General features: G+C 44.4%; 22 protein-coding genes. 14 read left to right on the forward strand and 8 right to left on the reverse strand.

Annotated elements, in window-relative coordinates; translation table 11 throughout:
- Window positions 1-196: 196 nt before the first annotated feature.
- A complete protein-coding gene (locus tag ASD24_RS27175) occupies window positions 197-913 on the forward strand; it encodes a glycosyltransferase (protein WP_056702673.1) in 717 nt (238 codons plus the stop codon).
- Window positions 914-1,296: 383 nt separating this feature from the next.
- Here ASD24_RS27175 and ASD24_RS30820 read toward each other — a convergent pair whose 3' ends face one another.
- Both ASD24_RS30820 and ASD24_RS27180 read right to left on the reverse strand, forming a co-directional pair.
- Entirely contained in the window at window positions 1,297-1,473 is a 177-nt protein-coding gene (locus ASD24_RS30820; RefSeq protein WP_200956206.1) for a hypothetical protein, read from the reverse strand.
- Window positions 1,470-2,708 (reverse strand): glycosyltransferase family 4 protein, encoded by a 1,239-nt coding sequence (locus tag ASD24_RS27180; RefSeq protein ID WP_056702675.1) that lies wholly within the window; start codon window positions 2,706-2,708, stop codon window positions 1,470-1,472. The genes ASD24_RS30820 and ASD24_RS27180 overlap by 4 nt, the downstream gene beginning before the upstream one ends.
- Window positions 2,709-2,895: 187 nt before the next feature.
- Here ASD24_RS27180 and ASD24_RS27185 point away from each other — a divergent pair, with 187 nt between their 5' ends.
- Entirely contained in the window at window positions 2,896-3,255 is a 360-nt protein-coding gene (locus ASD24_RS27185) for a hypothetical protein (protein WP_056702677.1), read from the forward strand.
- A gap of 397 nt (window positions 3,256-3,652) precedes the next feature.
- Window positions 3,653-5,137, forward strand: coding sequence for a DHA2 family efflux MFS transporter permease subunit (locus tag ASD24_RS27190; protein WP_056702685.1), 1,485 nt, complete (start codon window positions 3,653-3,655; stop codon window positions 5,135-5,137).
- Window positions 5,138-5,285: 148 nt separating this feature from the next.
- Here ASD24_RS27190 and ASD24_RS27195 read toward each other — a convergent pair whose 3' ends face one another.
- The 3 genes from ASD24_RS27195 to ASD24_RS27205 form a co-directional block, all read right to left on the reverse strand.
- Window positions 5,286-8,660 carry a DUF5704 domain-containing protein gene (locus ASD24_RS27195; protein ID WP_327205264.1) on the reverse strand — a complete coding sequence of 1,125 codons (3,375 nt, stop codon included), beginning with the start codon at window positions 8,658-8,660 and terminating at the stop codon, window positions 5,286-5,288.
- Window positions 8,661-8,674: 14 nt separating this feature from the next.
- Complete coding sequence (locus ASD24_RS27200; protein ID WP_056702688.1) at window positions 8,675-9,952, reverse strand: S-layer homology domain-containing protein; 1,278 nt, start codon at window positions 9,950-9,952, stop codon at window positions 8,675-8,677.
- A gap of 460 nt (window positions 9,953-10,412) precedes the next feature.
- The gene (locus tag ASD24_RS27205; protein ID WP_056702691.1) at window positions 10,413-11,486 is read right to left on the reverse strand and encodes a glycosyltransferase family 4 protein; all 1,074 of its coding nucleotides are present in this window, start codon (window positions 11,484-11,486) and stop codon (window positions 10,413-10,415) included.
- Between the two features lie 344 nt (window positions 11,487-11,830).
- Here ASD24_RS27205 and ASD24_RS27210 point away from each other — a divergent pair, with 344 nt between their 5' ends.
- The 6 genes from ASD24_RS27210 (at window position 11,831) to ASD24_RS27235 (ending at window position 17,698) form a co-directional block, all read left to right on the forward strand.
- The gene (locus ASD24_RS27210; protein WP_235540903.1) at window positions 11,831-12,979 is read left to right on the forward strand and encodes an ABC transporter ATP-binding protein; all 1,149 of its coding nucleotides are present in this window, start codon (window positions 11,831-11,833) and stop codon (window positions 12,977-12,979) included.
- Window positions 12,976-13,692, forward strand: coding sequence for an ABC transporter permease subunit (locus ASD24_RS27215; RefSeq protein WP_056702700.1), 717 nt, complete (start codon window positions 12,976-12,978; stop codon window positions 13,690-13,692). Before ASD24_RS27210 ends, ASD24_RS27215 begins: the two co-directional genes overlap by 4 nt.
- A gap of 4 nt (window positions 13,693-13,696) precedes the next feature.
- Complete coding sequence (locus ASD24_RS27220; protein ID WP_056702703.1) at window positions 13,697-15,091, forward strand: GldG family protein; 1,395 nt, start codon at window positions 13,697-13,699, stop codon at window positions 15,089-15,091.
- Window positions 15,088-16,038 carry a DUF4340 domain-containing protein gene (locus ASD24_RS27225; RefSeq protein ID WP_056702706.1) on the forward strand — a complete coding sequence of 317 codons (951 nt, stop codon included), beginning with the start codon at window positions 15,088-15,090 and terminating at the stop codon, window positions 16,036-16,038. The genes ASD24_RS27220 and ASD24_RS27225 overlap by 4 nt, the downstream gene beginning before the upstream one ends.
- A gap of 211 nt (window positions 16,039-16,249) precedes the next feature.
- Complete coding sequence (locus ASD24_RS27230; protein ID WP_056702708.1) at window positions 16,250-17,233, forward strand: YhcN/YlaJ family sporulation lipoprotein; 984 nt, start codon at window positions 16,250-16,252, stop codon at window positions 17,231-17,233.
- A gap of 240 nt (window positions 17,234-17,473) precedes the next feature.
- Window positions 17,474-17,698, forward strand: a complete 225-nt coding sequence (locus ASD24_RS27235) for a helix-turn-helix domain-containing protein (protein ID WP_017692532.1) — start codon at window positions 17,474-17,476, stop codon at window positions 17,696-17,698.
- 108 nt (window positions 17,699-17,806) lie between these two features.
- Here ASD24_RS27235 and ASD24_RS27240 read toward each other — a convergent pair whose 3' ends face one another.
- A complete protein-coding gene (locus tag ASD24_RS27240) occupies window positions 17,807-18,817 on the reverse strand; it encodes a hypothetical protein (protein WP_056702711.1) in 1,011 nt (336 codons plus the stop codon).
- Complete coding sequence (locus ASD24_RS27245; protein WP_056702713.1) at window positions 18,817-19,182, reverse strand: hypothetical protein; 366 nt, start codon at window positions 19,180-19,182, stop codon at window positions 18,817-18,819. The genes ASD24_RS27240 and ASD24_RS27245 overlap by 1 nt, the downstream gene beginning before the upstream one ends.
- A 244-nt stretch (window positions 19,183-19,426) precedes the next feature.
- Here ASD24_RS27245 and ASD24_RS27250 point away from each other — a divergent pair, with 244 nt between their 5' ends.
- The 5 genes from ASD24_RS27250 to ASD24_RS27270 all read left to right on the forward strand — a co-directional run bounded on the left by ASD24_RS27250 (window position 19,427) and on the right by ASD24_RS27270 (window position 24,024).
- Window positions 19,427-20,290, forward strand: coding sequence for a MurR/RpiR family transcriptional regulator (locus ASD24_RS27250; RefSeq protein WP_056702716.1), 864 nt, complete (start codon window positions 19,427-19,429; stop codon window positions 20,288-20,290).
- 4 nt (window positions 20,291-20,294) lie between these two features.
- Entirely contained in the window at window positions 20,295-21,026 is a 732-nt protein-coding gene (gene nagB, locus ASD24_RS27255) for a glucosamine-6-phosphate deaminase (RefSeq protein WP_056702719.1), read from the forward strand.
- 74 nt (window positions 21,027-21,100) lie between these two features.
- On the forward strand, window positions 21,101-22,318 hold the full coding sequence (gene nagA / locus ASD24_RS27260) for an N-acetylglucosamine-6-phosphate deacetylase (protein ID WP_056702722.1): 1,218 nt from the start codon (window positions 21,101-21,103) through the stop codon (window positions 22,316-22,318).
- A gap of 141 nt (window positions 22,319-22,459) precedes the next feature.
- Window positions 22,460-22,831 (forward strand): hypothetical protein, encoded by a 372-nt coding sequence (locus tag ASD24_RS27265; RefSeq protein ID WP_056702725.1) that lies wholly within the window; start codon window positions 22,460-22,462, stop codon window positions 22,829-22,831.
- Window positions 22,832-23,040: 209 nt separating this feature from the next.
- Window positions 23,041-24,024, forward strand: a complete 984-nt coding sequence (locus ASD24_RS27270) for a CgeB family protein (protein ID WP_056702726.1) — start codon at window positions 23,041-23,043, stop codon at window positions 24,022-24,024.
- Here the strand turns inward: ASD24_RS27270 and ASD24_RS27275 are convergent.
- On the reverse strand, window positions 24,017-24,640 hold the full coding sequence (locus tag ASD24_RS27275; RefSeq protein ID WP_056702729.1) for a polysaccharide deacetylase family protein: 624 nt from the start codon (window positions 24,638-24,640) through the stop codon (window positions 24,017-24,019). The two genes, ASD24_RS27270 and ASD24_RS27275, sit on opposite strands and share 8 nt — an antisense overlap.
- Between the last annotated feature and the right edge of the window lie 7 nt (window positions 24,641-24,647).

A 24,647-nucleotide genomic window follows, 5' to 3' on the forward strand; every position in this document is an offset into this window, starting at 1 on the left:
ATCAGCATGATGAGGAAGCCTGGGCTGCTCGTTGTCTCTTGTCCTCTAAATATTGTTCTGAAAGTGTTTAGAGAGGATGGTCTAAAGTTGTACTCTTTTGACCCTACAGATGCCCCATACGAATTGGAGAGTATTTCATATACTAGGGAACGAGGAGTTACATTTTAGATTTGCATACAAGAGGAGGGGGAGCCGGATGGAGCCTAAGGTATCGATCGTCATTCCTTTTTACAACTGTGCATACATTGATCAGGCCATCTACAGTGCCGTTCATCAGACATATCCTCATATTGAAGTCATCGTTGTCGATGATGGTTCTACGCAGTATGTCGAGCGGGTGCAGCCGTTTATGGATCGGATTACTTACATTCGCAAAGAAAATGGCGGCACGGCGACAGCTCTGAATGAAGGGATCAAAAGAGCAACGGGTGATTATTTTGTATGGCTTAGCTCGGATGATGTGATGTTACTGGATCGGGTAGAGAAACAGTTGGGATTTATGTTGAAGGTGAAGGCGTTATTCTGTCATGGAGCGTATCACTATGTAAATGCAGATAATGAATGGATGGATACCATCCGTCCTGAAGTAGGGAGCCGCTTGGAGGTACTGCAGGTACTTCTGGAGGGTTGTCCGATTAACGGCTGTACCGTGATGCTGGAGATGGATGCTTTTCGAAAATTCGGCATGTTTGATACCGATTTCCGTTACACGCATGATTATGAGATGTGGTTGAGGTTGTTCCCGGTCTATGAGCTGTTTTATTTCAATGATCCGTTAGTGTCTTATCGAGTGCATGAAAAGATGGGCACGAAGCGTCATTTCGATGAACTGAAGGCGGAGATGGAGCGAGTTCAGGCGAAGTATCGTCCCACATTGCTTAATCTGCTGCAGGTGGGCGGATATTGGCAATAGGTTAGGCTGTGGGTTTAGCCATATGAATTAGACAATGCGTAGGTAGGAATTGTGGCATTTGGTGATAAGGTAAGGAACGTCTAAGATGATAGGACTCATGTGTATGTTAACTCTGAGAGGTGCGAGAACAGCATAGATATGTTAATGCAAATAGGAGTATTTCACTGTGTCGCGTGTAGAGCTGCGGCAAGATGGAATACTCTTTTTTTGACGTATCGGAATTCCCTGGGCAATAAATTGGTGGAATCGCGGTTGACGAAGGAAACACAAAAGTCACAGAAGGCACAGAATACATAGAAACGCAGAAAAACCCTCTTCAGCAAGAGGGTAAGCGCTCAACGATATCATGTTGTTTGCATCGTTTTATTGGACGCGCATTGAATTTACGTAGGGTCATTTACATTTAATATTTCCATAGATTCTGGATCAGGCAAGATATATCCTTTTGGTAGCTTTTGCATCAAAGCATTCATGACAGCGTAGTCTACCTCAACATGAGGTGTGGAAACTGGGGTGGAGAACCAGCGATTATACAGATCACTGGGTACAAGGATCGTCATACGGAATGCCCTCCTCTCTGAATGGCTTCCTGGTAAACCTGTAACGTGCGCATCCCCATTTCTTCCAGTGAGCGATGCTGCTCGGCCCATGCTTTGGCCTGTATGCCGACTCGTTTGCGGGTAGCATCATCCTCTAATAGCGCATGTAACAAACTACAGAGAGAGTTAGCATCTTGGGGAGGCACGACCCATCCGGTATTAGCGGGATCAACCATTTCAGGCATCCCGGCAGTGCCGCTAACGATGGCAGGAACGCCTGCAAGCTGTGCTTCGGTCACGGAGAAAGGCTGGGTGTCTTGCAGACTAGGTTGCACATAGATGTCAGCACGGCGTAGGAAGGAAGGGATATTGTCCAGTTTTCCAAAAAAGACGACATCGTCTCCCACGCCCATACGGGAAGCTTGATCACGCAGTTCCTCCATCAGATTGCCCTCTCCCGCAATCCAGCAGACCCAATCTGAACGTAGTGTTTTCAGACCAGCGAGTGCGTTAATCAGGACATGTACACCCTTGATGTACTCTAGTCTACCGGTAAAAGCGATGACTTTTTTACCTGCCGGTGGTTTCTGGCGGAATTTAACTGCTGCTGAAGCTTGATAAGAAGGGAGATCAATAGCATAAGGAATAAGACGGAATTGGGATTCAGGTACGTTCAGTTCTGTAAGGGTGCTCTTAATCCAGTGACTAGACACGAGAATCAGCTCGGATTGTGCGGCGCTTCTTTTCTCCAGAGACAGGAAGTACCGACCTCGTTTGGATTGTAAGTAGGTAGGGAGTGTAAGTTGTGGATTCGAATTTTGAGCATCATAAAAAGTTTCACGCGCAAGCGCTCCATGATAGCTCGTTACGACTGGCGTGTTACGACCTAGAATACGCTTCATGGCTACCGCAGCAACAGGATCTTGCGCATGGATGATGTCATAATGATTGACCCCAAGATACGCGGCAGCCATCTCAAAGGCATAACGATTAAGCTCATAATAAGCGAGAAGGGAGTCGGCGGTGAACTGAGGCAGGTCGGTGGGATTAAGCTTCGTTTGCAGCATCGGCCAGACTTTTGTTTTGGAGAAGGATTGATTCAGATTACGGACATAAACCTCATTGCTCGCAGCGTTCGTACCCATAATATCAACCTCCACACCCAGTGATGTCAGGTGATCGGCCAATTGTCTTAGATATGTCCATATCCCACCCATTTGGGTTAATTCCCAATAGGTTACAAGCAGAACTCTCATAGGTACCTCCTTATCACGGCCTGCACAGACCGTTCTGCTGTCTTTGTATTCTATGAAAAACGAAGTGCCTGAGGTCGGGCATTTCTATGCTTACGTGCAAAAATGGGTGAATACAACTGGCATTGGACGAGAGGTTGCATAAACTACATAAGGAGGGATCGGTGGAAATGGGAGGGAGGGCAAGTGTGTGGCGGTGTATCTACTTGTGATGCATGAGAGTATGCTCCAAACGGCTATCCCAGTCAGATACGTAGATATTGAGGTAGCGTGGGTAGGGGATGACGAAGCGGATGTATTTATAGGTGGAAGAAACGAAGTAGGCGGAGAGATATATCGTTATCTTTTTCAGATTGGATCAGAGCACCATGGGTGTTTGCGTAATTATGTCATTCCTAATTTGGATGTGTCTTCAGCCAACTGGGAACTTCGAATTATTACGAATTATTCCCGTCCTTATCATCTTGCAGTTCGTTTGTATTGTCGGAGCGCATACGGCCAGACTCTGGGTGTGCTTACCGAGCACCAAATGACCAAACTTGCAGATTAACAGTGGAACAGTGTGAACGTGTAGTTCGATGATATAGCAGGTACAACGGATACAACGTATGACCAAACGGATGGAGCAGGTAGGAGCCTGGTTCATTTTTTTGGCGTTGAATTAATTAGTCGAATACATAGCTTCCAAAAATGGATTGTGCAACTAGATATAGATGAAATGGATCGTTCTAATCTATATCTCGTACAGATTGAAGCAGTTAGGGGAAAATGAGATAGATGGACATATATAATTAATGACATTAAAAATATCTTGACAGCAAAGGTATTTTCGTTAGAATATACTATGATTAAAACAAAAGTTTAAAACGACAGTTTGAAACATGTTGTGATTATAAGGCCGTTGGAGAGGCAAGAGATGCCTCCAGGCCGGAAAAGAGTGTGAGAAATTGAAAGAGCAAACAGCAATCCCCCAGAACCCAGCGGAGTTCTCGATAAAAACGATTATTCTACCGCTGCTGGCCATCATTGTAGGTATGATTATGGTCATTCTGGACAGCACGGTGGTGAATGTGGCGATTCCTAATCTCGTTCAGTATTTCGAGACGGATCTCAAAACCATTCAATGGACTGTGACGGGATACACCTTGGCATTGTCTGCTGTCATTCCCCTTGCTGGATGGTTAACCGATCGGTTTGGTTCCAAGAGAGTGTTTTTATTTACAATTGCGATGTTTACATTAGGATCAGTGTTGTGCTCGGCTGCACAATCCCCAGAGCAATTAATTATTTTCCGCATCATTCAGGGACTTGGTGGAGGTATGGTCGCTCCGATTGGTATGGCTATGGTTTTCCGTTTGGCTCCCCCGGAGAGAAGAGGCTCCATTATGGGTATGCTCGGGATTCCGATGTTATTAGCTCCTGCATTAGGTCCAGTATTGTCAGGCTGGTTCATTGAGTCGTTCAGTTGGCACTGGATTTTCCTTATTAATCTTCCGATCGGGATCGTTGCGCTTATTCTATGTCTCAAATTTTTGCCCGATACGGATCGTGGACGGACGCCTACACTTGACCTATTAGGCATGATTTTGGCACCCATTGCATTCTCTATGCTGGCTTATGGTGTTAGTGAAGGCGGGACAAGTTGGACGTCAGCAACTACACTGACTGGTGTGATTGTAGGTGGGGTAGCATTGATTCTGTTCATTATTGTAGAACTGCGTCACAAGCATCCATTGCTGGAACTGCGGGTATTCAAATCATCTGATTTCTCACGCGGTATTATTCTTGCTTGGGTATCACAAGTGGCTCTCTTCGGAGCGATGATTTTGATTCCGCTTTACCTACAACAGATCAAAGGATACTCTGCTCTGGAAACAGGACTGATCCTGCTTCCACAGGCACTGGCATCTGGTGTAGGTATGCCGCTCGGTGGACGTCTGTTTGACAAGATTGGTGCGAGACCGCTGGCATTTACAGGTTTAGGCATCATTTCCGGAGCACTGTTTATCTTGTCTTCCATCACGGCGGAAACAAGTCTTGGACTGATCATTGTTAGTTTGATTATGATGGGACTTGGGATGGGTCTGTCCATGATGCCGCTGAATACACATGTATTGAACGCCGCTCCGCGTAAGCTGGTAGGTCGTGTTACGCCGCTTACCGCTGCGGCTCAGCAAGTGGTTGTGTCCTTTGCGGTTGCAGGACTGACGGGTTTCTTGACTTCGCGAGTTGCTGATCATACAACAGGAACTGGCGGGGCGAGTGCAGTTAATGGATTGGTTGCTGGCTTCAACGATACGTTCTTCTTGGCAGCTTGCATTGCGCTGTTTGGATGTCTTCTGAGTCTGATTCTTCGTAAACCGAAACAGATGAAAGAAGAGACGCTTGAGTCAGGAGATCAGCCTGATCCAGCAATGATGATGGGTCACTAATAATTTACTTTAATGATATGGTCTACAAATAAGATCTACACATTTGATCTAAAAGCAAAAGAAACCGTTCCTTCTCAGATGGGAGAGTGATTCGCCATTGAGAAGGGAACGGTTTTTTTGTGCGAACAAGTTAAAGTAACCTATTGTATTAGTGAGGCACTTGGGCTTGGAAGTCATTCCGACTGGACTGATTAGCGTGGTAAAAGACCACATCTCCATCTTTTACAGGCAACGATCTCCCGCGATCATCCACTTGGTTAGAATTGAAACCTTCTAATCGCCATTGATTCATGAGTGGTGCATGGATGTATTGAAGATGCGGAGCATCTGTATTGCCATTACGTAACGTTTCCAGATTGAAGTTAACCACGATATACCCATTTTTCAAGAATACGTCCGACTTCTCATCGAGTGCATTTTGTCTACCCAGCGGTACAAGATCAGTTCCCTTCGGCACAGCATACACATCGGCAGGCAAGCTATACTCGCCATACCAGCGCTGAATTGCGGCATTGGCTCGATCTACGTTCACAGTAGCGGGAATGTTGGTCTTTGGTCCGATGAGTGTACGGATGGAAGCAGGCAGAATCATCCAATCGTAACGGCCTACCCATGTTTTCTGGTGTGAAATCTGGTCGACCAGTTGAACCATGTATTCTGCCAGTGTCGTTTGGTTACGTTCCTGTGCCGTTAGTTCATAGGTATATCGGTAACGTGCCGTATCTCCAAGTTCCGTACCCGGTACATTTCGAAGTCGTGAGTTTAGCACGACGAAACGTTTTTCTAGATCCTGCGGCGATCCGATCTGGATAAGGCGTTCCTGTCCACGGTGGTAGTAGAGATCCACGGCCTGGCGTGAAGTGCCATCCTTACTGACAAAATCAAAGGTTGGTGTGATACGAACGCCATCGGTTGCGCCAAACATATTGCCTTTGGTCTTCAGATCGAATTTGACATGATAACCCGTTTTCACTGCGATATTCCGGAATCCCTGCACAGGGTGACTCCCCGGACGAATAGGTAGCACAAATGGTGCAAGATTCCCTCGCGGATCTCCGTCGATCCCATTAGTTCCTGTCCAGTAGCTGACTCCACTAGCTGCCGAGCTACCCATTTGTTTGCGAAATACATTTTCCCAGTTATAGTCCGAGATGTCAGTCACATGAAAGTCATATAACCGCCCAATGACTTCCACGGGTACTGTATCTGTAGCTACATGGTGAGCCAGATTGGTATTTGCGTCGGGTTGTGTTGTAAACGTCGAGGGTGCATTTTCCGCAATATTGCGGAATTTTACTTGGTAATGTCCTTCATCAACCCATACGGGGAGATAGAATCCGGTATCCAGTTGGTTCACCGGGATATCTACCCACGTTTCTGCAGGAATGAACTGGCTTCGATTAGCGTTGTAGACATCAAAGGGAAACTGAACTTGTTTAATCCGAAAATACTTGGCATAATCTCGGTTGCCATACCCCGGATAACTGGCTACGTCCATGTGTTGTCCCGAAGTTGGAATACGCACGATAAAGGGACGCTCTAGGATCAGTGCAGAACTGCTCGGGTCAGGCACCGTTTTCTGGTTATGCGGCTGATCATCCGAAACCCACGAGTAGTTTACGACAGGCGTGTGTACCGTGACGGTATTAATCCCAGGGATGGGTAACACCTTATTAGCCCCGCCGTTCACATTGCCCGGAAGCAGGTTGTAAAAGATTTCACCAGAGCTCGTTGTATTTGCTTTATTCAAAAGTGTGCTGCTAATCATGTTATTCGGCATATAGAGAACATCTCGACCAATCGGTGTTGGATCAGGAATGTTCGTTGGGGTAGGGCCATCTTTGGTCGCTTCCGCATCGTCCATAACCTTATTGTTGTTAAATATGACGAGGTCATTATTGACTTTACTCTGAGGCGTATTCGACTCCGCCATGCCTTTTAACAGTGAAGTATCATCCGGTACATCCGGTGGTGAGTTTAACCCGCCTGTTCGTTTCGGTGGTGTGTATGAGATCGCCGCCGTTGGTGCGGGCTTGACATGACTTTCCACCGCTTCATCGTTTTGGGACTCCAGTGTTGGCGGCGTGTAGCCTGAAGGCATCATAGTGACCATGGTACCCGGGAGAGCATAGTTCTCCATGGTTGCTTTAGCGATGTTGTATACTTCCAGTTTGTTGATTTTCCAGTACGAATAATCTCTTGTAATCTGGAAGCTGTAAGGTTTAGTTACAGTGTCACCTGTTTTCACGGGTGGCCCAGGAGAACACGCCCCTTTGGGCGGGCAGACCTCTGGACCAGGTATCGTCCATTCTCGCTCATAGGTGAGGGTGACATTACAATCATATGTTGTCTTACCCGTCATACGTGCCCAGGATTGGTCGAACAGATAGTTGTCCGCAATCGCATTGGTATACAACGACTCGGAAGTCGGAATGCCTTTAAGTACATCGAATCGCTCAGCGTCTCTGTTATCTGCTTTTATCACTCCGCGAGCATTTGGATCTAGGTCACTCTTATTCATCGTTGTCCCCTGTGAAGGTGGACCGATATTAGGTGTACATGCACCACCACCTTGACCGGGGTCTTCTGGCTCACCGGGTGCATTTTCTACACCAATATTTGTTGAGGTAGTTAGCTTAAAATCATCCTTCTCCCATAACACAGTGATCTTTGTTGTTCCTTTAGATTCTGCTGTAACAAGTCCCGACGAACTTACTGTTGCAACGGCCGGATTAGAAGATTCCCATGTGATCTTCCCATTCCCTGAATTCACATTCGTTCCAGCACCAAAGCTACCGTCACCTGTTTTGGTTTTCACTGTTGCATTTAATTGCTTTTGCTCTTTGATACGAAGTTGCCCACCATTGGTCAAATTGATTTCTTTGGTGATTTCGGCTAAGGCCTTCCAGTACAAATCTGTTCTGAAAATGTAATCAGCTGACCATTTAGGACGGTTATATTCCCTTGCATCTGTGGCGAAAATATCGCCACCTATTTGCATTGTAAAACGTGTTTTTCTACCATTAAATCCATTAACAGAAACAAGTTTTGGCATTCCCGCACCTTCAAGATAGTAGTTTGTATCATCCATATAGTGCGGCATTAGAGAGATATCCGTTAAATCTGATAATGAATACGAATTAGTTCTTAAATCTTCAAATGATATAGGTTTATATACATCTTTATCTAGATCAAGAATGACACAGATATCTGACTTTACAGGACGGTTTTTAGTTCTGTCATTGTCTAATAAAGTATTAGGATTGTAACATGAACCGTCTACACTCCATTTTAAATTGTCAATCTGATAAATGTATATACCGAGGTTCGTTCTTGAGAGACCTTCTACTGGGATGACTTTTTTTTGTGATTTCGCTGGAGTAGCAGGTACCATATATTGTGGCTTGAGTTCGGGTTTGGTGCCAGGTCCACCTCCTGCTTGTACCGAGGAATAAGTCGAGAATAACAAACCTATAATTAGCATCGGTAACAAGAGTTTAATGAAAAAGGTTTTAAAACTCAAGTTCTAATCCTCCCTTATTTCGAATCAATGATACTGAATACTGCTCCTTCCTTTGTTTCAAGTGTTATCGCTCTAGTAACTTGTCTATTAAAATGCAACAACCCATTTGCCCAATAAATAGGATTCTCAGCAACGAATACACCTTTGTTTCCTGTGTAGTCTCCTATTTTAGGTGCAGCATAGGATAAGAAAGCTTTTGTGTGTGGAGAAGTAAGAGGATCAAAAGTAACTGAATTAAGGAGACTTCCTGCTTGAAGCTGATTCATTGTTGACTTAATATTTAATGAAAATTCAGTGAATGAGTAATAGGTTCCTTCAGGAAGCTTAAATCCCTCATCAACAAAAACAGGGTAGTAAATACTTCTTTCATCTTTAGTGACACTAGTATCAATAATGATCCAATTCAATACTTTCAGATCAGCATAATTTCGATCTGTGGCAATTTCTTTGTTTCTAACAAGAGAGAAATCTTCTGTTACATCCTCGTACTTTCGATTTCCTTTTAGACTAATTTGGTTTTCAGCTGTTTTTTTGAACACGCTCGTTATCACATTCAAATTTGTACCCGTCAAGCCGACTTGACGCAGTTCATTCAATCCTTTGAAGTCAGCAGGTTTAGTCTTGGCTACATTGGAATAACGGGCAATCAACACAGCAACCTCAGCACGAGTAGTTGTCCGATCAATACCAAACTGTTTGTCACTTCCAACGCTCATTAATCCAGTACCCATAGCTACAGCTACGGCGTTCTTGTCTGAAGCAGTTAGATTACCTGTAAAATATTCCTTCGCCGGTACGACGGTATTCTGTACATCATCTAAAGCCTGCTTGTAGTCAGAATCGACCGTAGCTAAACCTTGAGTTAGCCAAACGGCCATCTCTCCACGTTTAAGAGATGCTTTGGCATCGAGTTTTCCCTTGTAATTTGCAGGGTTAATGAATCCTTTTTTGATTGCAGAAGAGACGCCACTTTTTGCCCACTCGGGGATATCTGTAAAGTTATTAGTTACTGGGTTTAGATTATTTGGTTGATCTGACAATCTACTAAGAATACTTGCCATTTCTGCTTTGGTTATAGGTGAGCTAGGTTTAAATGTCCCATCCGTGTATCCCTTTAAATAGCCTTGCTCTACTGCTGAATTAATTGCTGTCGCTGCCCAGTGTGTAGCAGGGACATCTTTGAATTTTATAGCCGTTTGTGCGGCTTCAACCGAGTTTCCAGCTCCAATTCCTCCGACAATCCCTGTTAACAAAGCTAAAGTCGTAATCCCTGTTACAATCATCTTTTTCATGCTATTACTCCTCTCGAATCTACATTTTTTCGTTCTGTGGTATGTACTTCTTTCTACCAGATACTAAATTTGACATAATAATCAATATTCTACCATGTGTATTTAGTTCAATGGTATTATTTCTCAGAAATATTCATCCAACAGAGCTTTTTAATCTCCTTCCCGAGACCTATGAACCCTAAAAAAGCAAAAAAAGGCCACGAATCCGTAGATTCATAGCCTTATACTTTAAGGTGTGGGTCGTCCTATGTAATTTGAGAAAATAAAACTAATTCAAGGATAACCGATTTCCAATCATTTGAAAAGGAGTCATTTAAATCTTTCCTGAAAAGAAGACGTTGACCTGAATAGAAAAACTCGTTCATCAGAGATAACAAACAAGGAAACAGCACATCGTCCGGCTGAATTATAAAGGAGTCCGTGCTGTTTATTAGAAGGGATTAAAGGTTATTGCCAAGCTTTAGAAGAAAATCCTTAAGGCGGTCATCATTTCTCGAAAAGAAGTAGCATAGCGATCTGGTGAAAAGGAAATGCTCATATGCTGCCGACCTTGTGTACGAATACGTTCACGTAGCCTTTTGTTCTTCATCAGATCTATGGCCTCCGAAACCGCAGTGTTCACTTGACCGATGGGGTAAAACTTGCCCGTTTTGTTGTGTGTAATAAATGAACGTACGCCATCTGAGTCCGTGCTGAGTACAGGACATCCACAGCTTATCGCTTCTGCCACCGCATAACCGAATCCTTCAAGGATGGATGTAGATAACATCAACCCACCGGATTCCGCTGTCATGGAATAGAAGGTAGGCATTTGCGAATGGGGGACGTTAACGAAAATTCCAATACGATCCTCAAGTCCTTTTTCTGCCAACATGTGTTTAAATAATACGTCATCCTCAGGATTGGCAAGTGTGGGATCATGGAACATCCACATTCTGGCGCTGGGAATTTGGCGAATAATCTCACTAGAGATGTTAAGATATTCTTGCCAATTTTTATTATGTTCCAGTCGGCCAACCCAGGCGATAACCGGATAAGGAGGAACATCCACCTTAAGTGGACTAAAGGTCTGCGTATCCAGCATATTTGGGATGACAAATCGATGTAGCCAAGGGCAGATGTGGATGAACATTTCCAACAAATGATCGGTAGGAGGAATAACAGCAGCATCACAGTAGGCCTGCAGGTAGGGAATAGCCATTTGAATCGTTTCTAGTGCTTGATCCCGTGTGCCGAGCCCTTGGGCTTCAAAGATAATCCGTCCATCATATCCTAATCCTCTAAGCCTACCGGGCATAGATATATCTGAAGTGACAATAACGGCATCATACTGATGTTGATCCAGCAGTTCCTTAATTTCTGCATCAGTGGAGACGGTAAATACGGGAGTGCCGGTGCCGTTCTGTAATCCAGAGCCTGGGTACAGGTATAACACATGTGCTTCTATGCCATGACGTTTCAATACGGCTGTGCGTAGCCGATTCAAGGTGTCCACCCCACCACTCGGCACAAAAAATGTGAATAAAACTTTCACAAGGTTCACCTCTGACTATTGTGCAGGATTGTACATGTGTCTTCCTGTATTCTGCACAGATTGTTATCATATCCTTGGCAATGGGTATAACTGCTCCTAGGGTATGGTACGTTTCCCTAAAGCACAGGGTGTGGGTGAATGTAGCCTTATTCACATTTTAGACATATTTTTTTAAGCTTTCTTTTAAGGAACATTAAGCTGGGTTTAGGGTATTGTAGCTATGCTTGAATAAACATCCCGTGTAGAGCCGTCAGCAGATCGAACGATGGTACACGGGTTATTTTGAGTGTGAGTTCAAAAATGGACTTTTTGAGCAAACTCTTTAACGGGAAAGGATGAATGATGTGCTCGAAGTGAAACAAGTTAGTAAAGTGTATGATGGACAACGTGGCGTACATCAACTGGATTTCACAATGGAGCGCGGAGAGATCGTGGGATTTCTAGGTCCTAATGGTGCGGGGAAAACAACGACAATGCGTATGATAACCGGTTACTTGCAACCAACTGTAGGATCGATCACGGTAGACGGTATGTCTGTGCATGAACAAGGGAGAAGTGTGCGTTCGAAGATTGGTTATCTGCCTGAGACGCCGCCCTTGTACCCGGACATGACGGTGCAATCGTATTTGAAATTCGTTGCGAATCTAAGAGATGTTGCACCACGTGAAGTGAAGCTACGTGTTAGCGAGATGATGAGTAGGCTGGGTCTACAGGACCGAGAAAGGCAAATCATTCGTGGATTGTCCAAAGGGTACAAGCAACGGCTTGGACTTGCTGGGGCTATTATCCATAAGCCTGATCTGCTTGTATTGGATGAGCCAACATCTGGACTTGATCCGAATCAGATTATTGAGATTCGAGATCTTATTCGCGAGCTTGGTGAGAATCATACTGTACTGCTCAGCACACATATTTTGCCTGAAGTCAGTGCACTCTGTAACCGTATGTTAATCATCAACCAGGGTCAACTTGTTCTTGACGGTTCACCGCAGCACTTTGGCTCGGCGATGGGAGATCAATTTAAAGTCGCTATTGAAGTGAAGGCAACCGAGGAACAGTTACATAACTTGCTTACTCCTTGGGAGAAAATTCGGAGTGAGGTTATACCACCAACTGGAGTGGAAGGTGAGCCAGATTCAGGTACGGTGAACATGTTACTTACGGGCGAATCCTCCGAGGATTTCCGTGAAGAGTTATTTTACTTATTGTCTGGAGCTGGATTGCCCATCCTGGAGATGAAAAAGGAAAACCTTAGTCTGGAGCAGATCTTCTTGAAACTTACGACAACGGAGACACAAGCAGAAGTTGTATCGCAAGAAGCGGAAGACAATCTTGCTGGTGCGGCTACTACAGGTACAGAGCCGAGTGTGAATCAGACAACAAGCGTTGATCCGAAGCCGGATTTGGTGACAGACAACCAACAATCCACGGAAGAGTCAACAACGTTGTCTGATAAGTTGTCTCATGTTCAGAAGGAGGAGGGCTCCAAATGAGACGAATGATGGCGGTTTGTAATAAGGAGCTTCAGGCCTATTTCCTATCACCAACATCGTATTTTGCGTTTGCGGTGTACGTTTTGATGACAAGCTTGTTGTTCTATTCGAGTTTTGTATATTATCAACCCAGCATAGTGGATTATCGCCTCGTGCTTGGTGATACATTGTCCATGCTGTTATTTGTAGTTCCATTATTAACGATGAGACTTGTGGCAGAAGAGTTTCGACAAGGCACGGATGAATTACTGTTAACCTCTCCAGCACGAGTTACGGAGATTATTTTCGGTAAATATTTGGCTTCGCTGGCTATACTGGTTGTGCTTATTCTATGTAGCTTGGTATATCCGTTCATTATGTCCTTCTTCGGAGAACTCGATCTGACCTTGGTATGGTTGTCAGCCTTAGGTTTGTTCTTCTTAGGCAGTAGCATGATGGCGATTGGACTATTCGCTTCAACGCTATCTCAACATCAGATGGTGTCTGCGGTAGCTGGTTTTATTATATTGCTCGTATTGTGGATGCTTGATTCATTCGCAGGCAATACAGGTTCTACTTTGCAGCAATGGCTTGATCCATTTGCACTAACGAATCGCTTTGACAGCTTCACCAAAGGTGTGCTCAGTGGTCCGGATATTTTGTACTATGTGACGCTCTCCGGTGTATTTCTGCTGTTAAGCATTCAAATTGTAGAACGGAAACGGTGGAGGTGAGAAGATGAAAAAATGGTTAAGTCATACCAACAGCACCGTATTATCAGTAGCGGTCATTGGCATCTTTATTTTGCTAACGCTGTTTCTGAATTCGCTTGGGGGGTTCCAACTCGATCTAACTTCCAACAAACAATACACCTTATCGGATCAGACACTTACCGCCATCAAAAGTGTAAAAGAGGATGTTAACATTCAGGTGTTAACTGTGGAAAATGCGAATAATACTGTCCTGAATCGCGAAGTGTCGGATATGGTACAGGAATATACGAAGCGTAACAGCAAGCTGAAGATGGAGCAATACAATCTGACGCAGGAGCCAGCGCTCGCTTCGAAATATGGAATAACAGGCAGCTCTATCATTCTAGAGCGGGGAGATCAGCATAAGGTCATTGATATTGCGAGTTTGTTTACAGCCGCAGGCGATGGAAGCGATGGATCTTACCAATTTACAGGTGAAGAAAAGTTAACTCAGGCCTTGATGAATCTATCCTCAACGGAGATGCATAAAATGGTCTTCCTAACCGGGCACGAGGAGCTTGGTTTGGATCAGCTGACAACACTGCGTTCATCTTTGGAACAGAGCAATATCACAACAGAGGAGTTACAGTTGAATCAAGCAGGGCAGGTTCCTGAGGATGCTGATGTGCTTGCTATCATTGGACCACAGCGTGACATTAGTGATACCGAGCTGAAAGCCATTCGTACCTATCTTAGTAATGGTGGCAAGCTGCTACTGTCCCTCGGATTCCATGAGGATATGGAGTCGGCTTGGAAGAATATCGATGCGCTTGCCGCGGATTACGGTGTAGTGGATGAACATGCAATTATGGTGGATCAACAGCAGGCAAGTACAATGGGACCCTTATGGGTTGTACCTGAGTATGGAACTCATGCAATTACGGATAAATTATCCGAAAATAAGCTCTATCCGATGTTATCTCTGTCCATTGCTTTGACTAGCCAAGAGCAGGACAAATATACGTTGTCCCCACTTATTCATTCGTCGAATGAGAGTTATGGGGAGAAGGATATTGCTGGTCTATTACAAAATGAAACTTCTAACGATCCGCAGCAAGATGTACAAGGTCCGGTGGAACTTGGGTATGCAGCAGATACGACGGATGGCAAACCAAAAGCGGTCATTCTTGGCTCTTCGATCTTCATGCAGGATTCAGAGATTACCAATGGGGGTAACCGTGATTTTATTCTGAATGTGACGAATTATTTAAGCGAGAAGCAAGATGGATTAACGATCAGACCTCGTATACAAGCTGGTTACCAAGTGGCATACCTAAACGGGGAACAAGCCAGAGTCATATTCTTCGTAGCGCTTGTCGCATTCCCGCTCGTCTTTGTTATCATTGGAGTATTCTTATGGTGGAGGCGTAGACGTGTATGAGAAAATGGATTCCAACGATACTTGCCGTAGTGGTTCTAATGGTGGGCTGGATGTATGCAGCCAGTCAAAATTATTTTCGTGAAGAAGCAGCGGAGCAGGTGAAATTGCTTGGGATTCAAGCTGGAGACATTCAGGCGATTACAATTCATAAACCAGTGGCTGAAGAGAACAGCACGGCAAGCCAAGAGTCCTCACAACTGAAACTGGAGCAAGGGGTCTGGCAGATGGTTGAACCAAAAGCTTATCCCCTGAACGGCTATGCCGTAAGTAATTTGCTGGATGCTTTAAGTGCAGCGGATCAGGAGCTTGTCGTTGAGGAAAGTCCAACGAATGTTGAGAAGTATGGACTAGGTACAGATGCTGCAAGGCTAGACGTACAGCTCAAGGATCAACGTAAAATCGAACTTATAATTGGTGGTCAGCTACCGGCCGACGATGCTCGTTATGTTCGTGTAGACTCAGGCGCTGTTGTTGCTGTTAAGAGTGAAACGATTAGTGGTATTGAGTTGTCACGGCGCGAGCTGCTGGATACAACTCCGTTCAACCTCGATGAATCGAATGTGCAGTCTCTGGACTGGGAGGGGGAAGCGTCCACATGGATATTAAAATCAACAGCTCAACAAGATGAGGCAGAGAAACAGTGGACATTCAATGGAGCTGAATTGGAAGCAACAGATGCTGTCTCTCTGATCGGTAAAATAAAAAATATAACAACTGCCGATGATGTACGCCCAGCTTCTGACCTGAAAGACACCGTACCACTATTTACATTTATCGTGGAACAGAATGTGAATGGAGAGACGATTTCGGATGTATATCGGGGGATTACGGTTGCTTCTGAGCCTGACCAGATCTGGGTAGTTACTCCGGATGGCGAATGGGCATACGCTCTACAGGCTGATGCGTTGAAGGATGTGGAGGATTCCGCCGAGGCGCTAAAAAAATAATTTATCTGAATACTTATCTGAATATTAAAGATTGACTTAAAGGTGCTGCAGAAGTTGCAGCATCTTTTTTTGTGTTTTCCATCTAAGGCAAGAAGCTGTATTAGATCAGAACCACCAAAAATGGAGGTTCCATATCCTTTCAGGATACCAGTGTGCACAGAAGCGCATCCTATCTTTGTGACCAAAACCATAACCCATTGGAGGATGAGACATGCCAGCAGCCAAAAAGGCGAAAGCGATAACCTTATCTTTGACAAGTGCAATTTTTGTAATGGCGGGATTAACCGGTTGTGGTACAAACAAGGACGCTAACAACATGCAATCCCAAAGTGTGCGCCATGAAGTAAGGGGTCTGAACCGTTACGGTGTTGAAACGAACGGGATGGATGGTATTCGCGCCAACAATTATCGTAATCACAATGTCACCAGTCTAAGATCAAGTGATGAATTAGCCAAACGTATTACAGAAATGAAGGAAGTTAAGTCAGCTAACGTGTTGTTAACGGATCGCAATGCTTATGTTGCTGTTCGATTAACTGACGGACATGCAGGCAAGTTGGGAAGTAAATCGACTCGTGGAAATATGAGAGGCATGAGCGTTCATCCGAACAGCACCATGCGCAGTGAAAGTATGAGCGAAGATATGGGCGGTTTGCGCGTTCATGGTGGAGATGGAACAATGTCTCCGTATACGACAAGCGGTATAGCACCAGGGCTGAACACAGGTGTAGCAACTGATCGTGGTCATATGGGTAATGATCGTGGCCTTTACGGTACTATGGGCACAGGAGCAGTGGGCATGATGCGTGGATTGACCGACAGTGGCAAAGCCCGCACGATGGATAATGGTCATTATGGAGCCAAAAGTGAGGGGCAACGAGTAGATAGCTCGGACGATAATACCCCAGAAGAAATCAAAGGCAAGATCGCAGCCAAAATCAAGCAATTTGCACCAAACGTCGAAAATGTCTATGTGTCTGCTAACCCGGAATTTGTTGAGCATACAGAATCGTATGCAAAAGACATTCGAAACGGTAAGCCGATCAGTGGCATGATCGATACCTTCTCTTCAATGGTGGAACGTATTTTCCCAACCAATGCAATGAATCCGAATCATCGTGATGGCATTCTTGGTGATGGTACAATGAATCGCAACAACAACCCTGATGGTCTTATGAATCATAATTTCCGGTAATCAGAACGAATGAGACAAATGTGCCTTTGTGTAGATGTTCACATCTAGTGCAAAGGCATGTTTGTTATGTACATAATTTCTATAATGAATATGCACTACTTGTATTCGAGCGATATATGCAAATTAATGCCCATTTTTCTTATAAAACTGAACCATCGCCCTTGACCTGACATAAGATGAGTTGACTGTATCCCCTTAACCTTGTTACACCAACACAACCCGAGCAAGGAGGGGTGAACATTGAAGGGTATCGATCATAAAAGTAAATTTTTGTTGACCCACCGTGAACGCGAAGTATTCGAGTTATTGGTTCAAGACAAAACGACGCGTGACATCGCAGGGCAGTTATTCATCAGCGAGAAAACGGTGCGTAACCATATTTCGAATGTGATGCAGAAACTCAATGTTAAGGGTCGTTCGCAAGCAGTTGTAGAGCTGATTAAGCTCGGAGAACTGAAGATTTAGTTGCGAATTACAGTTAAGGTTAAGTAGCAGCATGAAAGCCTTTCTCTATTCTTTGTCATGAAGAATGGGGCAAGGCTTTTTTGCTCTGTAGTACTCTCATAATGATTTTCAAAAATCTATGTGCTTATCTCTGTTTTTAATTAAAATCTGCTCCAGCTGAATGTTACCCATGAATTGGCAAGCAGACGTAACTCGATCATATTGACTCAAGCTCATATTTTGAACAGCCTGTTCTAGAAAGTCTTCAATAGGTTGCCACAAAGTAAGGGAATGGGAAGAATCAGCACCATAATAATACATAATATCAATACACGTTTGAATCATTTGGCGCCCTAATCCAACCATACACCAACGATCCTCTTTAATAATGAGCGTAATGACAGATTCCATAGACAGAGTTGCTTCTTCAAACTGACCATTGGCGATGAGCTTTTCAGCCAAACTGGATGCCTGGTAGCAGTATTGATGATCATTTCCGGCATTTTTCTCGAGGGCAGCAAGTTTTCTAAGTACTTCAATCTCACCCTCCATATGTTTCCGGTTTCGTTCAATATAGAGCAGCTCAGTCAGATTTTCTTGGTTCCAGCATGTCTGTTCCGCAATCCATAAATCTACAAATGTTGAATGATACGTCATCTCGAGCAGATCTTCTGACAGACGAATGCAATCCGAGAGGTCAGCAGTATCTATATGAAAAAGGTGTTGCTCTCGAATTCGAGTAGGCTCAAATCCAGAGATAGTATCGAAGTTGGCTTCTTTTGCTTGGGAAAATAGTTTCTGATCTTCGTCTCGGTTGTACTGCTTCAGCAAGAAAATACAGTAATATAATGCTTCGCCTATACCCTGATAGCTGTTTGTCTGCCGATCTATGATTTCATTGATTAGTAGTCTTCTTACAATCGACTCATAATGCGGCGCATGCCGATCTTCCCGATGATAAATAGCCAGTAGTACTTTGAAGCGATTGGTATAATTCGCATCTCTTTTTCCATGCGTAGCATCTTGCTTCTCCGCATAGTCGACCTGTGAAAAATCACCTATTTCATCCATTAGGCGATCCAACATCTCATGGTATGGAGCCATCATTTGAAGCAAAACCTGTTTATGATCTGTTTTCATTATGTACTCACCTTTTTATGGAGTTTGTAGTTCTGCTTCATAAATTCTTTCCATCGTTTCTTCGAAAAGGGCTGATAAAACAGCTGCTCTAATGTCTCAAATTGTCCTTCATTTAGAGAGAGAAATATTGCCTTTTTGGCAATTTTGGCACAGGGTTGTGATGTGCTTCTTGTACTCCCTATTTTATGTCTAACGGGAACCTGAAATTGCAACAAGTCGTGCAGATTATTCCAACCCTCCCAGCTCCATCGGCTTGCTCGCTCCCAATCAATCGCATATAAGACGAAATAGGGTCTATATTCACTTTGTCTCTCAGCAATGATCCATAAGGACGGGATGATCTTTTGCTGCTGACGTTTATTCATGATATGATCCACTCCCTTTGTGCAAACTCCTTGTTCCAATATAAGGTGTCTCTGGAGATGAAACAAGTGAGATAGAGTATGTTCGCTGGGTATGAAAAGTGAAATTTAGGCTGCGATGATCTACACCAGAAAAGTGAAGGAAATACTCTTGATTTACAGGTCATCGTTGTTTAAAATGAAATCATAAAAATAATTTTCTTAAATTAATATAATAATATAAAAATAATTTTCATAAGGAGAGTTTATGGCAGCCATATTACATGCCTTGCAGCAAGAGTTGGAAGACCTGCCTGCACAAGAACGGCGGATTGCAGAAGTTATATTGAGTTCACCCTCGGACATTCCAGGCTGGACGATTAACCATCTTGCACAGCAAAGCGGGACGAGCCCCGCGACGGTAACTCGTTTTTGCAAATCCTTTCATTTCAAAGGCTTTCCTGACTTCAAAATGAAACTAGCCGCCGAATTGTCGCATCCGACAGGAGAAACGGCATATCAGGATATTGTGGCAGGCAACTCACTGTCCAAAATTGTTGAGGCTATTGAAGCGAATCATCTGGCTTCCATTGCAGATACGACCCGATTGTTGGATCTGGAGCGGGTGGGTAGAGCGATTGAGCTATTGTGCGCTGCACGTCGCATCGATCTCTACGGTGTTGCTACATCATCCATTGTGACCCAGGATTTCTATCAGAAACTGATTCGGATCGGGAAGAGCTGTACGGCCTTCTCAGATTCCCATATGCAGATCACCTCCGCCTCTTCGTTAGGAGAGGGAGATGTTGCAGTAGCTGTATCATATTCAGGCGAAACCCCAGAGACGATTGATGCACTGCATTGTGCCAAACAGGCCGGAGCTGCAACGATTTCGTTGACGTCCTACAGTAATAATAAACTGGCTACGGTGTCCGATATTCCGCTGTTTACTTCTTCACTCGAAAAGGGGATGCGAAGAGGTGATATGGCTTCACGAATTGCCTTATTACATGTCATCGACATTTTGTTCACAGGCATGGTGAGTTCCGATTTTGACCAATTTATTCCGAAACTTGAGCAATCGTATCACAGTGTACAGTCCTATCGGGTTCATAACAACGGAGGTGCTTAACGAGATGAACATACGTATTTTTGAACATGAAGAAGATTTAAACGTTACAGGTGCCGGGATTATTACGAGTCTGCTACAGACGAAACCACGAGCTGTGTTAGGGCTTGCAACAGGCAGTTCTCCAGTGGGGATTTATAAACAGCTAATAGCGATGGTGCAAAAAGATCTGGTTAGCTTCGCACAGGCATCCTCCTTCAATCTCGATGAATATGTAGGTTTACCCGCTGAGCATAGCGAAAGTTATCGTAGCTTCATGAATGAACAGTTGTTCCATCATATCGATATTGATCTGGATAAGACATATATCCCCGATGGTAACGCAGCGGATTTAGCTCAGGAGTGCGAAGCCTATGAACAACGACTTGAGGATCGTGGTCCAGTTGATCTGCAAATTCTCGGCATCGGACATAATGGTCATATTGGATTCAATGAGCCTGGCACAGAGCTGACGGGTCGTACACATGTTGTGGCGTTGAAGGAAGAGACGAGAAAAGCGAATGCTCGCTTTTTTGACAGCCTTGATCAGGTTCCAACGCAGGCAATTACCATGGGAGTTGGTACGATACTGAAAGCCAAACAGATTCTGCTGATTGCTCGCGGTGAGGAAAAAGCTGAGATTATTCGGCAGGCGTTTATGGGGCCAATTACTACTGAGTGCCCAGCCTCGCTACTGCAATGTCACCCCAATGTGGTTGTACTGTTAGATCGCGCTGCAGGTAGATGGGTGAAAAATTAAAGTAGTTTAAATCAATTATAAATTTGATCCTGATAACATTTATACATCATAGGTTGGGTTAGGAGGTTGGTTGAATGAGCACAGACGATATTCAAGAGCTTATGGCTAGAGATACGGTATCCATTTTACGGGGGAAGCTTGTTCTTTCAGATCGTATAATAGACGATGGAATCTTAGCTTGGCGTGATGGGAAAATAATATATGCAGGCTTGCCCGAAGGGCTACCTGATTCAATTCGACGACAAGGATTATTTTTGCCTGTGCCTGAACATGGCATGATTGTGCCTGGATTTATTGATATCCATGTGCATGGCGGCAATGGGGAGGATTTCATGGATGCTAGTCCAGAGGTGCTGGATACAATCACTGCATTCCATTGCACTCAAGGAACAACCGCGATGCTGGCTACTTCGATGACCGCACCGAAGGACAGATTGGATCAGGTGCTGTATGAGGTTCATACATATCGATCCCAAACGATGCCTTTTGCACAACTCGAGGGAGTGCATCTGGAAGGGCCGTTTTTCAGCCCTAAATGGCCTGGAGCGCAAAATCCGGAGCATATTGTAATGCCTAACGTTTCGTGGCTAGAAGAATGGGAGCAACAATATCCTGGATTGATAAGACAGGTTACATTGGCGCCAGAGCGTGAAGGTGCGTTGGAGCTAATTGCATGGCTGCGAAGTCAACGAATCACGGCAGCACTGGGGCATACAGATGCTAGCTATGATGAGGTACAACGTGCGGTAGAGGCGGGGTTGCATCATGCCGTACATACATTCAACGCCATGACGCCACTGCATCATCGGCTTCCCGGGGCTGCTGGAGCCGTGCTCAGCGATCCGCGCATTAGTGCAGAGGTCATTGCAGATGGAATTCATGTGCACCCAGCAGCTATTTCCATTCTGGCACAACTGAAACAACCCATAGATCAACTGGTGTTGATTACAGATGCCATGTCCGCTTCAGGTCTAGATGATGGGGAATACGCCATTGGTGATCTTCCGGTTATTGTCAAGCATGGTGTGGCACGCCTGAAGGATGGTGGTGCGCTGGCGGGTAGCACACTAACTATGGTGCGAGGCTTCCGGTATCTTGTGCAGGAGGTTGGCTTAAGTGTTACAGCTGCGTCACGAGCAGCGAGTCTGACCCCAGCTCGTTTGCTGGGCATCGATCATCGGACAGGCTCTTTCGCTCAGGGCAAGCAGGCAGACATCGTGTTGCTGAATGAGGAATTGGACGTTGCGGCTGTGTGGGTGAAGGGGCGGCGAATCTCTGAATCACTGAATTAAAACATTCCGACGTTCCATGAGTCATATAAGATAGACAGTCTGGGCAGATACTGTGATAGAGGAAATGGACTAGATTATATGATAAAATAGATCTCAAAATAAGATGGGATCTACGGATTACGCATCACGGAGGCGTGAAATATGGAACGCAATGCTATGCCTGGGCTTGATCCTTTTATCACAGTGCTGGCAGAGAAGCTGCACATTCACGGATATTATGCTTTCTATGGCGAGCATTACAATGAGACCGATATGGAGCAGTATCGTAAACAACTATTTACATCGTTCAGCAATATCGTATGGGTAGAGTTGGATGCACGCAAAAAGTATATGATTGTGGATCATCGTGGACGCAACACGGTCATGAAACTAATCGAAGGCATGCTGAATACCCGTAGAACACTCAAGGCCAATCAAGCAATGAGTGGCACAAGCACTATGGATGTCCAGCGAGAAATTACACACCTCATGCAGGTTATGCGAATGCTACAATTTACAACATTTCGAAGATAATTATGTTTCCTTATTCAAAAAAACAAAAAAAGGTAGACGGTATGTCTGATTTTATAAATCAGTATATCGTCTATCTTTTTTTTGTATATGAGTACGTCAGCAACATCTAAACAACGACATTCGATTAGGTAGAAGCCCAAGCAATTGAAAGCGAGTTGAATAAGATGTTGGCACCTAAATAAATTGTGCTCATGGTTAGGAGACAAAAAATGATTATGTACCGCATCTTATTTTTGGAGACGCACCCGATGTGGATTTATGGTCTACCAAAAGGTTTTGAGAAATTAGGGCATAAAGTGAAAATCTGCGCTACAGATCAGAACGCTGCCCGAACAATTCGACGTTTCAAGCCTAATTTGATTATTGCCATGGGTTGGACACCGTCCAACAGTACACCTGAGAAACAGCGGCTCATTGCCCAGTTAGTGCGAGCATCCAATGTACCGCTCATATATTGGTCAACAGAAGATCCAGGTTACACAGATGTGTTCTCATTACCACTCATTCGAAGGACACGTCCTGCTTTTGTATTTTCTATTCACCGACCAACAGTACATCGTTTCAAGAAACTGGCTATTCCAGCCGCACACTTGGATTTTGGAAGTGATCCGGATACACATTGTAAATCGAAACGAGTTAAGAAGTACAGAGCGACTGCGGCGCTAGTAGCCAATGGCTACTCCAAATTATACCAGGAGAAGCCTGGGCATTACCGTTTTAAGTCAGTACGTCGACTGATAAATCCTTTTTTAGCAGAAGGCTTAGAGATCAATATTTATGGTCGAGATTGGAACAAGATGAAGAAACTGTTCAACCGGAATATTCCTGCAAAACATATCCATGGTTATCTGCCATATAAGGAAGCTGTCAAAGTATACAATTCCGTTGATTTTGTCATTGGTCCGCAGAATGCAGAAGACCGTCTTACCCAACGCACATATGAAATTCTGGCTTCTGGTGGCTTGCTTATTACGGATGATACCCCAGAAGTACGTAGATGGTTTCGCCCAGGTAAAGATCTTCTCGTATCCTCATCAGAGAGAGAAACGAGGCAACTGATTGTTAAATATTTGCGGAGCCCTCAGAAGCGGAAGCAGATTAAATACAATGCGGTAAAGGCTGCGGCTCAACATTCCTACAAAAAGAGAGCGGCATATATTCTTCGTACTCTGACAAGGAAAGGAATTATTTAGAACGCATTCTTAGTAATTCAGATACGGTTACGAACGTAAATCCCTGAGCGCGAAGCTTGCGGATAATAAAAGGAAGTGCCCGAGCAGTTTGACGCGCCGAGTCGCTTGCGTGCAGTAGCAGAATCTCACCGTTTTGTACCCCGGTGGTGGAATTACGAATAATGGTACGGACTCCCGGATTCGTCCAGTCCATAGAATCTTTACTCCAGTGGATGGTCGAATAGCCCAGAGAGCCAAGCAACTGAATGACACGTTGGTTCATATCACCGTTTGGTGTACGGATGAGCTTGCATGTAACTCCGGTGGCCTTTCGGATAGTCTTTTCTGCCACCTTAACTTCACTGGTGATCCAACGATTATTATGTTCAGTGTAATTCTCATGACGGTATCCATGCGAGCCAATTTCATAACCATAATGTTTAATTTTACGAGCTAATAGTGGTCTTGCCGACACCCAAGTACTGGATAAAAAGAAAGTTGCCTTTTTAACTTTGTTAGCAGATAGAGCTTCAAGGACTGGAATGGGCACTTTACCGCCCCAACCAATATCAAATGTCAAAGCTATACATTTTTTAGATGTATTCACACGGTATATTGCTTCGAATCGTGGATTCATTGAATGC

It is taken from the genome of Paenibacillus sp. Root52 (genome assembly GCF_001426865.1).
Lineage (GTDB): Bacteria > Bacillota > Bacilli > Paenibacillales > Paenibacillaceae > Paenibacillus.

Coding starts and splice junctions, on each gene's coding strand:
- nagB (WP_056702719.1), top strand. CDS start 20,295: ATGAACATACGTATTTTTGAACATGAAGAAGATTTAAACGTTACAGGT.
- ASD24_RS27230 (WP_056702708.1), top strand. CDS start 16,250: ATGCCAGCAGCCAAAAAGGCGAAAGCGATAACCTTATCTTTGACAAGT.
- ASD24_RS27180 (WP_056702675.1), bottom strand. CDS start 2,708: ATGAGAGTTCTGCTTGTAACCTATTGGGAATTAACCCAAATGGGTGGG.
- ASD24_RS27175 (WP_056702673.1), top strand. CDS start 197: ATGGAGCCTAAGGTATCGATCGTCATTCCTTTTTACAACTGTGCATAC.
- ASD24_RS27250 (WP_056702716.1), top strand. CDS start 19,427: ATGGCAGCCATATTACATGCCTTGCAGCAAGAGTTGGAAGACCTGCCT.
- ASD24_RS27275 (WP_056702729.1), bottom strand. CDS start 24,640: ATGAATCCACGATTCGAAGCAATATACCGTGTGAATACATCTAAAAAA.
- ASD24_RS27270 (WP_056702726.1), top strand. CDS start 23,041: ATGATTATGTACCGCATCTTATTTTTGGAGACGCACCCGATGTGGATT.
- ASD24_RS30820 (WP_200956206.1), bottom strand. CDS start 1,473: ATGACGATCCTTGTACCCAGTGATCTGTATAATCGCTGGTTCTCCACC.
- ASD24_RS27225 (WP_056702706.1), top strand. CDS start 15,088: ATGAGAAAATGGATTCCAACGATACTTGCCGTAGTGGTTCTAATGGTG.
- ASD24_RS27215 (WP_056702700.1), top strand. CDS start 12,976: ATGAGACGAATGATGGCGGTTTGTAATAAGGAGCTTCAGGCCTATTTC.
- ASD24_RS27245 (WP_056702713.1), bottom strand. CDS start 19,182: ATGAATAAACGTCAGCAGCAAAAGATCATCCCGTCCTTATGGATCATT.
- nagA (WP_056702722.1), top strand. CDS start 21,101: ATGAGCACAGACGATATTCAAGAGCTTATGGCTAGAGATACGGTATCC.
- ASD24_RS27220 (WP_056702703.1), top strand. CDS start 13,697: ATGAAAAAATGGTTAAGTCATACCAACAGCACCGTATTATCAGTAGCG.
- ASD24_RS27240 (WP_056702711.1), bottom strand. CDS start 18,817: ATGAAAACAGATCATAAACAGGTTTTGCTTCAAATGATGGCTCCATAC.
- ASD24_RS27265 (WP_056702725.1), top strand. CDS start 22,460: ATGGAACGCAATGCTATGCCTGGGCTTGATCCTTTTATCACAGTGCTG.
- ASD24_RS27200 (WP_056702688.1), bottom strand. CDS start 9,952: ATGAAAAAGATGATTGTAACAGGGATTACGACTTTAGCTTTGTTAACA.